Raw genomic sequence first — 11,147 nt, forward strand, 5'->3', positions numbered from 1 at the left:
ATGGATAAAATTATAGGATTAGTAATAGCGTCAGTAGTAATTTTATTTGTATTAATTACTATTTTATCATCAATTAAAATTGTTAATACAGGATATTTATATGTAGTAGAAAGATTTGGTCAATATCATAAAACATTAGAGCCAGGCTGGCACTTTATGATTCCATTTGTAGATTTTGTTAGAAAGAAAGTTTCGACAAAGCAACAAATTTTAGATGTACCACCACAATCAGTAATTACTAAGGATAATGTTAAGATATCAGTTGATAATGTTATCTTCTATAAGTTACTTAATGCAAAAGATGCTGTTTATAATATAGAAGACTTTAGATCAGGTATTGTATATTCAGCAACTACTAATATGAGAAATATTTTAGGTAATATGTCATTAGACGAAATTTTATCTGGTAGAGATAAGATTAACCAAGACTTATTAAGCATAATAGACGAAGTTACTGATGCATATGGTATTAAGATTCTTTCAGTAGAAATTAAGAATATAATACCACCAACTGAAATTCAAGAAGCAATGGAAAAACAAATGAAAGCAGAAAGAAATAAAAGAGCTATGATTCTTGAAGCTGAAGGTCAAAGACAATCACAAATAGAAAAGGCCGAAGGGGAAAAGAGATCAAAGATACTTGCAGCAGAAGCTGAAAAAGAAGCTAACATAAGAAGAGCTGAAGGATTAAAAGAATCTCAATTACTTGAAGCAGAAGGTAAAGCTAAGGCTATAGAAGAAATATCTATAGCAGAAGCAGAAGCAATTAGAAAAGTAAACCAAGCAATTATTGAATCAGGTACTAATGAAACTGTTATAGCATTAAAGCAAGTTGAAGCTCTTAAAGAAATGGCTAATAACCCTGCTAATAAGCTTATATTACCAAATGAAACACTATCTTCTCTTGGAAGCATTGCTGCAATAGGTGAAATGCTAAAGGGAGATAAGTAAACTTAAGATATAAAATTTATAGAATAGACTGTGGCAGTAAGAGTTTAATCACTTACTATGTCACAGTCCTTCTTTGTTTAGAATAAAATAGAAATTAATTATTAAGGGGTATTAGAGGGATGTATGAGTATAGAAAACATTTGAGAGGGTCATTTTTAAATTATTGTGTAGCAATAGTAGTGTTATTAAGTTTAGCATTATTAATTGGACTAGGTGCAGTTTTTTCAGTTGGATCTAAATTAAAAGGAACAGATTTTTTACTTATAGGAGCTATTACGGTAGGTATGTTTATTTTTATATTTATAGAATTTACATTAATATATTTTCTGTTTTTAAAAAGGTTTAAATATATTAATGTTAAATTAGATGAAGAAGCTATAATTTATAATAATAAAAAGAAAAAGATAGTTATACCATATGATGATATAATTTCAATGAGATATCCATCTATAAGATATACTGGAGGATGGATGGAAATTAAATATAATGGTGGGAAAATTAGATTAACTGTGGTACTCGAGAATATTGGAGACTTTATGTATAATCTAAAAGAAATACTAGATAAACGTGGACGAAGTGCCGTATATAATGAAAAGAAGAGTTTTAACTTCTTTAAAACTGCAACATTTTCAGATGAAAGTTGGGAAAGAATTTATAAAATTTATAAATATTTATTATCAATAGAATATTTATCAGTGTTTATTGCAATTTTTCTTTCTAGATTTGGAGTGATTCAAAATAATTTTACTAGTATTATAGTTTTCTTTTTAGCTCCTACTATTGGGTATTTAATTTCTGAAATTATAATAGGAACTAGAGTTTCTAAAAGAGTAGTACATGATGAATTTAGAGTTATACCTAGAGATTTGAGTAAAGAAACAAAGTTTGCAAGAATATTGATTGCAGTATCTACATTAATTTGTATATTTATAATGGTTCTAATTTAATAATTATGTAATAAAATTATTTTTACTTCAAAAGATATAGATAACGATAATAATCTTGAGAGGTAAGATATGAGAAGTGTAATTAAAAGAGGAATTATTTTTATTATTATGATATCTGTTTTAGAATTATTTCTAATGAGTTTAACTTCTAAGTTTGCATTGGGAGAAGTTAAGAATAATAATTATAATAGGAAGGCTGCAAGAGAATATGCTTTAAAATGGGCAGAAGTCTCTAATACTAGCTATTATAATTACATTAATGAGGGGGGAGACTGTACTAATTTTGTATCTCAAGTTTTAAGAGCAGGTGGAATGGAATTTTGGGGAAGTAAGAAAAATGCTACAGATATAGGTTCTTGGTTTTACTACTCACAGAATATACCTAATAGGACTTCCACTTGGACAGGAGCCAATCCATTTAATCAACATTTTGGTAAGGTGCATAAGAGAGTTTACAAGTATAGAGAGTACACTGTTAGGGAGGCAATTGATAATTTTGAGGAGATAAGTAGAAGCATATATGAAGGAGATATTGTTCAATACTCAAGACCTAATAACATAGCTTTTCATTCTCAGGCGATAACGGATATAATTGATACTTCAAAAGTTCTATTTAGTCAACACTCAAACTCTATCGCTAACTTTTATAAGAATGGTAATCTAAAATATTATCTATTAGGAAAGCCAGATAATTATAACTTACTAATTTACAATGTAAAAGAGGAGAAAGGTGATAGTAGTTATTTACTATATGAAGGATCCCGAAGTGAAAGGAATATAGAAGAATACAAAGATTATAAAAAGGATCTAGAAGAAGCTATTGATATGATAAGATTAAGTATTAATGATACTAGTTTTGATAATGATGATTATAATAGTGAAAGTACAGATAGATTTATAAATGAGCTTAAGGATGTAGTAGATGAAATAGAAGTCGAAATGAACTCAAGGGGGAGTAATTCAAAAGAATTATATGAAAAGTTATTCGAGAGAAGAAATAATATTAGTAATTAATTTCTAGTATAGATTTAATAGAATTGATAAATGTTTCTATTTTTAATATATCAAGTATATGTTTTTAAATATATGATAATAATAAAAATGACCCGAAAGGGTTACGTAGGTTTTTTGCCGGTGGCTTATGCTGCCGGTGAATTAATTAATAATTTATTTTATAAATTTACTAGCTTTTTAGAATAAATTATGATATTATAAGAAAGTAGTCTTTGAGACTAAAAAATATAACTTTAAAGATCTGATAGATAATGATATTCTCCGTTATAGAGATTAAATTACTATAGTCTTTAAAATGGAGGGTTAAAAATGGAAGATAAGAAAATAATATGTAAAGATTGCGGAAGCGAATTCGTATTCACAGTAGGAGAACAAGAATTCTACAAAGAAAAAGGATTCGATAACGAACCAGTAAGATGCGCAGATTGCAGAAGAGCAAGAAAAGCACAAAACAATAGAAGATAATAACAAAGAGGCTTATAGCCTCTTTTTAATTTTATAAAAGAATAACAGTTAAGTGTAATAAAAGTATATTTTCTATTAAAAGACTGATCCATATGGGTCAGTCTTTTTTATTTATAAAAGAAGTAGTAAATTTTATTCAACACTTCCAATAAACACTTCAGAAAAAATAAGAAAAGTGTTGATACTATAGAGTTGTGTTTTTAGAAGTGGCTATTTTACTAAGGTTATAGTAGTAAAATATATTTTGGCATAAGAATTGCTTTACATATAGGCATAAGAGAGGAGGATAAAAAATGAATCATATAATTTTAGCTAGTCATGGACATATGGCAAAAGGAATAAAAGATACTTTAAATATGATAATAGGAAATGCTGAGGGGGTAAAAGCTTTTTCTTCCTATAGAGATGAGGATGAGAATATAAGAGAAGCTGTAGAAAGAGAAGTTAAAAATAATTATGAAACTAAAGATATTTATATATTAACTGACATATTTGGTGGAAGTGTAAATAATGAGCTGATTTCTTTACTTAAGGAGTATCCCAATATACATATAATCTCAGGAATGAATTTACCTTTGGTTATTTCAATTGCAACATGTGATGATATTTCAGAAAAACTGTTAGAAGAATTTATAAAAGAAAGTAGAGAGTCTATTGTGAATTGCAATAATTTATTAAAAAACTTAAATAATGAAGGAGGTGAAGATTTATGATTAAGCTAGTGAGAATTGATCATCGTTTACTACATGGACAAGTTGTATTTTCGTGGACAAAGAGCTTAGGGGTAGGGAGAATTATTATAATTGATGACTTTGCAGCAACTGATGAATTGAAGAAGATGTCCTTAAGTTTATCTAGGCCTACAGGAGTTAAGTTAAATATTTTTACTGTTAAAGATGCTTTAATTAGAATGGCTAAGGTAGAGGCATTAAATGAAAATATAATGCTAATATTTGGAGGGACAAAGTCAATAAGAGAGTTTTGTGAAGGATACCCTAAGATAAAGGAAATTAATTATGGTGGAATTGCTAAAAAAGAAAATTCAGTTCAATATAGCAATGCAATATTCTTAACTGATGAAGAATTAGAAGATTCAAGAAGACTTAAAGAAATGGGAATTAGATTATATATGCAACAAGTTCCAACTTCTAAGTTAGAGGACTTAACATCAAAAATTTAAAATAAATATGGGAGGTTATAATATGTCATTATTAGTACAATCTATTTTATTAGGTCTTATAGGTGTATTTTGTATTTTAGATTCAAGGCTTTTAGGTCGATTAAATTTTGAAAGACCACTTATAGTAAGTACTTTAGTTGGTATAGTACTTGGAGATATGGAAAAAGGTCTTATGGTAGGTGCTTCTTTAGAACTTATATCTCTTGGAATAGTAAACATTGGAGCAGCAGCACCACCAGATATGAATATGGGATCAATAATTGCTACATCTTTTGCAATTCTTTCAAAATCTGATGCTCAAACAGCATTAACAATAGCAATTCCGATTGCTATATTAGGTCAAATGCTTGGTATTGTAATGAGAACAATACTTTCAAGATTAACTCATACAGCAGATGAATTAATTGAAAAGGGTGAGTATAAAAAAGCTACTAATATACATATAGTTTGGGGGCCTATTCTATATTCACTTATGTACTTTATGCCTATTTTCTTAGCAGTATATTTTGGAACAGATTTAGTTAAGGACATAGTTGAAAGTATTCCAGCGTGGTTAACTAATGGATTAACTTTAGCAAGTAAAATTTTACCTGCTTATGGATTTGCATTATTACTAAGCACTATGTTATCTGGTAAAATGTTACCATTCTTATTAGTAGGATTCTTTGTTACTGCATATTCTGGTTTAAGTGTTACTGGTATAGCTATATTTGCCTGTGCATTAGCTTTCGTACTTGCAGAGCTTAAGTTTAAGAAGGAGGGAGCTTCGGTAGCTACAGATCCTTTAGATGATTTAGAGAGTTTAGATTAGGAGGTAATGAAGGATGGATGAAAAAAATATTGTTAAAGAAAATGATCCAAATAAATGGAAGTATAGAAAGTTTTTCTGGCGTTCATGGAGTATCCAAGCATCATGGAACTATGAAAGACAAATGAATATGGGTTTTTTATATGGTATAGCACCAATCTTAGATGAAATATATAAAGATCCTAAGGATGCAGAATTAAAGAAACAAGCTTATGAAAGACATATGGCATTCTACAACTGTACCCCTCAAACTAGTGCTTTTGCTCTAGGACTGAGTGCAGCTATGGAAGAACAATATTATGCAGATAGAGAAAATTTCAATCCAGAATCAATTAATGCTATGAAAACATCATTAATGGGACCTTTATCAGGAGTTGGAGATTCCTTCTTCCAAGGTACAGTTCGTATATTAGCTTTTGGACTAGGGATAAATTTAGCTCAACAAGGTAGCATATTTGGACCGATACTTGCAATGTTAATATCTTTTATACCATCATTCATAGTAACTTATTTTGGTGGAAAAATAGGGTATTTAATGGGTAGTAAGTATTTAACTAAGCTTTATAAAGAAGGATTAATGGAGAAGGTTATGTATATCTGTTCAGTTGTTGGACTTATGGTTATAGGTTCTATGATGGCAAGCATGATAGGTATAACTACACCTATTGCTTTTAATGAAACCTTTGTATTACAAAATGTTTTAGATGGTATAGCACCACAAATAATACCATTAGGAGTAACTTTTTTTATGTATGGTTTATTAAGAAAGAAGGTATCTACAGGATGGATGCTAACAATTTGTATCTTAGGAGGAATAATATTTAGTCTTTTAGGTATTTTTGCTTAAGACATAAAAGATTAGGCTTTATTAAATATATTATCAGAAGAAAAAATATTTAAGATACGTATATTAAAAAATTAATAATAAAAGAATTGAAATTTTAGGAGGAATAACAATGAATACTAAACAAATAATAAGTGAAATTAAGGAAAAACAACCAAATATCAAAAGTGTGGTTTTTGTAGGATGTGGAGCATCAAAGGCTGATTTATATCCAGCTAAATATTTCTTAGATGGAAATGCAAAAAAAATAAGAGTAAGTCATTATACAGCAAATGAATTTAATTATGCTACTCCAGAAGCTGTAGATGATACTGCAATTGTAATTTCAGCATCATTAGGAGGTACTACTCCAGAAACAGTTGAAGCTAATGCAAGAGCAAAAGCTAAAGGAGCACATGTAATTAGTTTAACTAGATCAATAGATTCGCCACTAACAAAGGATGCAGACTATGTAATATATCACAGATTTGCAGAAAGTTATGGTGCTAAATTAGAAAAAATGGGCTATTGTTTAGAACTTGCTATGGAAATATTAGATCAATTCGAAGGATATGATAATTATGAAGATATGAAGGAAGGATTTGAAAAAATATACAACTTAGCAGACAATGCAGCAGCATCAGCTAAATTATATGCTAAAAAATTTGCTGAAGATTACAAAGATGCTCCAGTTATATATGTTATGAGTAGTGGGGCTACACATGAAGTTGCTTATGCTACATCAATTTGCTTAATGATGGAAATGCAATGGATAAATTCAGGTACATTCCATTCAGGAGAATTCTTCCATGGACCATTTGAAATTGTGGACAAAGATGTTCCTTTTATACTGTTAATGAATGATGGAAGAACTAGAAATATAGATTCACGTGCATTAACTTTCTTAGATAGATTTGATGCAAAAACAACAGTGATTGATGCATTAGACTTTGGATTGTCAGCAGAAATTAAAAAATCAGTAATTGATTACTTTAATCCAATGTTATTAAGTGCAGTATTTAGAGTTTATGCAGAAGAGCTATCAATTGCACGTCAACATCCTTTAACTAAGAGAAGATATATGTGGAAGTTAGAATACTAAAATAAAACATAAAACAGTAAAGGAATTATAGAAATATGATTTCTTTACTGTTTAAATTGTTTTATATAGTGTAAAATAATAGTTAAATATGGATAAATTATGAATAAAACTGGATGGAATGGGATGAGAAGGTGGAAAAAGAATTATCTTTATATTTAAAGGAAATTACTAAAAGTTTTAACAAAGAGAATTTAAAAATATTTTCAGCAAATGATATAGCAAACAAAATTAATTTAAGTAGAAGTACAGTAAGTAGTTATTTAAATAAAGAAGTTAAAGAAGGAAATATAATTAAGGTTAAGGAATATCCAGTTATATTTTTAGATAAAGAAGTCTTTATAAATAATTATTTCAAAATTAAACTAAATGAATATGAATCGTTAGAGGATTTGTTTAGAGAAAATAATGGTTTGTCAAGTAAGGATTCACTTAGTGGCGTTATTGGTGCAAAAGGGAGTTTAAAAGAACAAATTGAACAAGTTAAAACTGCAGTATTATATCCTAAGAATGGATTACCTATAATGTTACTAGGGCCAAGTGGTTCAGGTAAAACCTTTCTAGCTAAGTGTATTTATGATTACTGTATTCAAGAAAAATTATTAACTAATAAATCACCATTTATATCTTTAAATTGTGCTCAATATTATAATAATCCAGAGCTTTTATCTAGTGAGTTATTTGGATATGTTAAAGGGGCATTTACAGGAGCTGATAAGGATAAAAAAGGACTATTAGAAAGTGCAGATGGAGGAGTTTTATTCTTAGATGAAGTTCATAGATTAACAGATGAAGGTCAAGAAAAGTTATTTACATTTATGGATTCTGGGGAATTTTCTCCAGTTGGAGATAATAGTGTTAAAAAGAGCTCTAAAGTAAGGTTAATATTTGCTACAACTGAATCCATTCAGTCTACCTTTTTACCAACATTTATAAGAAGACTTCCTGTAGTTGTTAGTATACCTAGTTTTTCTGAGAGACCAAATCAAGAAAAGCTGAGTCTGATAGATAGCTTTTTTCTAAAAGAGAGTGAGATTTTAGATAAGAGTATAAAAGTCTCAAGTCAGGTTATATCATTTTTATTATCTAGTAACTTTGAAGGTAATGTTGGAAAGATAAAAAATATTATTAAATATTCTTGTGGAAGTGGGTATACAAGAAGTAAAAAAAATGACTATATAAATGTTAAAATTACAGATTTACCAATAGAATGTGAGTCTAGAATAAAAGATGTTTTAGGGTATCAATTTAGTAGTAGATATCAAGATAGAACATACGATTATAAATATCCTGAATTGTTAGATATTAGCAGAAGTGAAGATAAAAATATTGCTAATACATACTTTCAATTTATTGAAGAATATAAAGAACTTGAGAAGGGGAGTATTAGTTCTGAACAATATATAAATAAGATGAAGAATAACGTGAACATGTTATTAGACAACTTAGTATTTAACTCTAATAGTAGCAAAAATCAAAGTTTATTTTCAATAATCTCTTTTACAATCAGACATGCTTTTAAATATATGGAAGAAAACTATGGTATAAAGCAAGATGGAAATAAGATATTATCTATTGCAAGTCTTCTTTATTATAAAGAAGAACATGAGATATTAATTAATCATCCTGATTGGAATAGTTTAAGACCGAAACTATTAGCTTTTATAAATATGCATATGGAAAACTCAGTATGGCTTTCAAAGATGATGCTTAAAAACTTAGGGGAACAATTAGATTATGACTTTCTTGATGAGGATTTAATCTTTATTTCCTTTTATTTAAATAGCACTAATATGCAGAAAATAAGAAGTGGAATTAATTCTATTATACTAGCACATGGTTATTCTACGGCAAGCAGTATGGCGAATGTGGCGAATAGACTTTTAAAGAGAAACTTATTTCAAGCTATAGATATGCCAATAGATACTAAAATTGAAGATATTGAGAATAAGGTTATTGATTTTATAGAAAATAATAGTATTGAAAATGGATTGATACTATTAGTAGATATGGGATCTTTATCAGATTTATGTAATAAGCTAAAAGATAAAATAAGAGGACCTTTATTGCTTATAGATTATGTTTCAACTCCGATAGTTTTAGAAGTTGGAAGTTTGTTACTTCAAGCAAAAAATATTGATGAAATATACGAAGAAGTGTTAAATGGGGTAAATATAGAAAGGAAGATAGTTTACCCAACAATAAGGAAGAAAAAAGCTATACTAACTTGTTGCTATACAGGAATGGGAAGTGCAGTACAAATACACGATATATTAGAGAAAAGTTTAAATAGGGAAAGGGAAGAAATAACTATAATTCCTTATGATTATAATAAACTTATGAAAAATAAGAAAAGAGAATTACCTTTTCAAATTTATGATGTAATTTCCATAATTGGAACTGAAAATCCACAAATAGATGGAGTTAATTATATAGGTCTTGAACATTTAATTGGTGGCGAAGAAATAGATGGTTTTATTAGTATTTTAAAAGAAAATTTTGATGTAGATTCAGACAAGTTAAAGAAAGATCTTGTTTTTAACTTTTCTACTAAGAAAATTATAGAAAATTTAACTATTTTAGATGCTAATAAAATATTAAGCTCAATAGAGCAAGCTGTTGATAGACTAGAAAAGTTACTAGATATGAAGTTATCCAATAATAGAAGATTTTTATTGTATTTACATACAAGTTGTATGGTGGAAAGAATACTTAGAAAAGAAGATGTAGATCCTCAAGAGGATATAGAGGATTTTATGGAGAAAGAAAAAAGAAAAGTCGATATAGTTAAATATTCTTTATCAGATATAGAGAAAGAATATACTATAGAAATTTCTGATTTAGAAATTCGTCTTATTTGTGATATCATTTTTAATTAATCATGAATAATATGATCGGGGGATTAAATTTGAAAAAAGCAGTTATATTTGATATGGATGGGGTCCTAATAGACAGTGAAAAATTTTATTTTAATAGAAGGATGAAGTATTTTGATGAGATAGGTATAGAGCCTGCTTCAAGAAAATTGATAGATTTTGTAGGATTAAGTGACTCTATGATATGGGAAAAGTTAGTTCCGAAGGATGAGGAGAAAAGAAAAAAACTTAAAGATGGGTATATAGAATATAGAAGGATAAATAAAATTAAATATAAGGAAGTCTTTAATCCCTCAGCTAAAGTTGTCATAGAGGAGTTGAGCAAAAGAAAGATAAAAATTGCTATAGCATCCTCATCCGAGAAGAAAGAGATATATAGGATGATACAAGAATGTAATTTGGAAAAGTACATTGAATTTTATATAAGTGGAGAAGAATGCGAAAGGAGCAAGCCTAGTCCAGAAATATATTTAAAAGCTTTAGGAAGTGTAGGTGTTGATAAGGAAGAGGCTTTAGCAATTGAGGATTCTACTTTGGGTATAGAAGCTGGAAAGGCAGCAGAACTAAAAGTAATAGCTTTAGAACAAGAAGATTGCTCTATAGATCAATCAAAGGCAGATTATAAAATTAAAGACTTAAAAGAAATACTAGATATTATATAGAATTATTTGGTAATTGTAATTAAGAACTCTACTTGACTTTATTTGGTTAGGTAGAGTTTTTGTTATTGGTGTAATAATTATTTAAATAAAATATTTTGTATAGGATTACTTATTAGATAAATAAAATATTACCATACAATACCGAAAATTATAAAAGGAAAACAAATATAAAGTTCGTTATATAACGAATTATATAATAAAAATCTTAGGGCAATGTTGACATTTATATCTTGGAATGATAACCTTAAATTGTAATTACGGAATATAAATATTAATTTAAAGAAAATGTTCGTTTATATTAGAACTACTTAACTTTGGAGGT

11 protein-coding genes are annotated in these 11,147 nt (G+C 28.3%); all 11 read left to right on the forward strand.

Translation table 11 applies throughout. The annotated features are described in order from the left end of the window. The 11 genes from E5347_RS01060 to E5347_RS01110 all read left to right on the forward strand — a co-directional run bounded on the left by E5347_RS01060 (nucleotide 1) and on the right by E5347_RS01110 (nucleotide 10,825). Nucleotides 1-951, forward strand: coding sequence for an SPFH domain-containing protein (locus E5347_RS01060; RefSeq protein ID WP_136003699.1), 951 nt, complete (start codon nucleotides 1-3; stop codon nucleotides 949-951). Nucleotides 952-1,070: 119 nt separating this feature from the next. Next, on the forward strand, nucleotides 1,071-1,898 hold the full coding sequence (locus E5347_RS01065) for a hypothetical protein (protein ID WP_136003701.1): 828 nt from the start codon (nucleotides 1,071-1,073) through the stop codon (nucleotides 1,896-1,898). Nucleotides 1,899-1,967: 69 nt separating this feature from the next. Next, on the forward strand, nucleotides 1,968-2,912 hold the full coding sequence (locus tag E5347_RS01070; RefSeq protein WP_136003703.1) for an amidase domain-containing protein: 945 nt from the start codon (nucleotides 1,968-1,970) through the stop codon (nucleotides 2,910-2,912). Between the two features lie 309 nt (nucleotides 2,913-3,221). Continuing rightward, a complete protein-coding gene (locus E5347_RS01075) occupies nucleotides 3,222-3,377 on the forward strand; it encodes a zinc-ribbon domain-containing protein (RefSeq protein WP_136003705.1) in 156 nt (51 codons plus the stop codon). 293 nt (nucleotides 3,378-3,670) lie between these two features. Beyond that, a complete protein-coding gene (locus E5347_RS01080) occupies nucleotides 3,671-4,090 on the forward strand; it encodes a PTS sugar transporter subunit IIA (RefSeq protein WP_136003707.1) in 420 nt (139 codons plus the stop codon). Beyond that, the gene (locus E5347_RS01085) at nucleotides 4,087-4,557 is read left to right on the forward strand and encodes a PTS sugar transporter subunit IIB (RefSeq protein WP_136003709.1); all 471 of its coding nucleotides are present in this window, start codon (nucleotides 4,087-4,089) and stop codon (nucleotides 4,555-4,557) included. Before E5347_RS01080 ends, E5347_RS01085 begins: the two co-directional genes overlap by 4 nt. A gap of 22 nt (nucleotides 4,558-4,579) precedes the next feature. Continuing rightward, complete coding sequence (locus E5347_RS01090; RefSeq protein ID WP_136003711.1) at nucleotides 4,580-5,368, forward strand: PTS mannose/fructose/sorbose/N-acetylgalactosamine transporter subunit IIC; 789 nt, start codon at nucleotides 4,580-4,582, stop codon at nucleotides 5,366-5,368. Nucleotides 5,369-5,381: 13 nt separating this feature from the next. Continuing rightward, the gene (locus E5347_RS01095; RefSeq protein WP_136003714.1) at nucleotides 5,382-6,212 is read left to right on the forward strand and encodes a PTS system mannose/fructose/sorbose family transporter subunit IID; all 831 of its coding nucleotides are present in this window, start codon (nucleotides 5,382-5,384) and stop codon (nucleotides 6,210-6,212) included. Nucleotides 6,213-6,321: 109 nt separating this feature from the next. Further along, on the forward strand, nucleotides 6,322-7,290 hold the full coding sequence (locus E5347_RS01100) for an SIS domain-containing protein (protein ID WP_136003716.1): 969 nt from the start codon (nucleotides 6,322-6,324) through the stop codon (nucleotides 7,288-7,290). A gap of 131 nt (nucleotides 7,291-7,421) precedes the next feature. After that, complete coding sequence (locus E5347_RS01105; RefSeq protein ID WP_136003718.1) at nucleotides 7,422-10,166, forward strand: sigma 54-interacting transcriptional regulator; 2,745 nt, start codon at nucleotides 7,422-7,424, stop codon at nucleotides 10,164-10,166. A gap of 29 nt (nucleotides 10,167-10,195) precedes the next feature. Then, nucleotides 10,196-10,825 (forward strand): HAD family hydrolase, encoded by a 630-nt coding sequence (locus tag E5347_RS01110; RefSeq protein WP_136003720.1) that lies wholly within the window; start codon nucleotides 10,196-10,198, stop codon nucleotides 10,823-10,825. Nucleotides 10,826-11,147 lie beyond the last annotated feature (322 nt).

This window comes from Clostridium sartagoforme (genome assembly GCF_004794105.1).
GTDB lineage: Bacteria > Bacillota > Clostridia > Clostridiales > Clostridiaceae > Clostridium > Clostridium sartagoforme_B.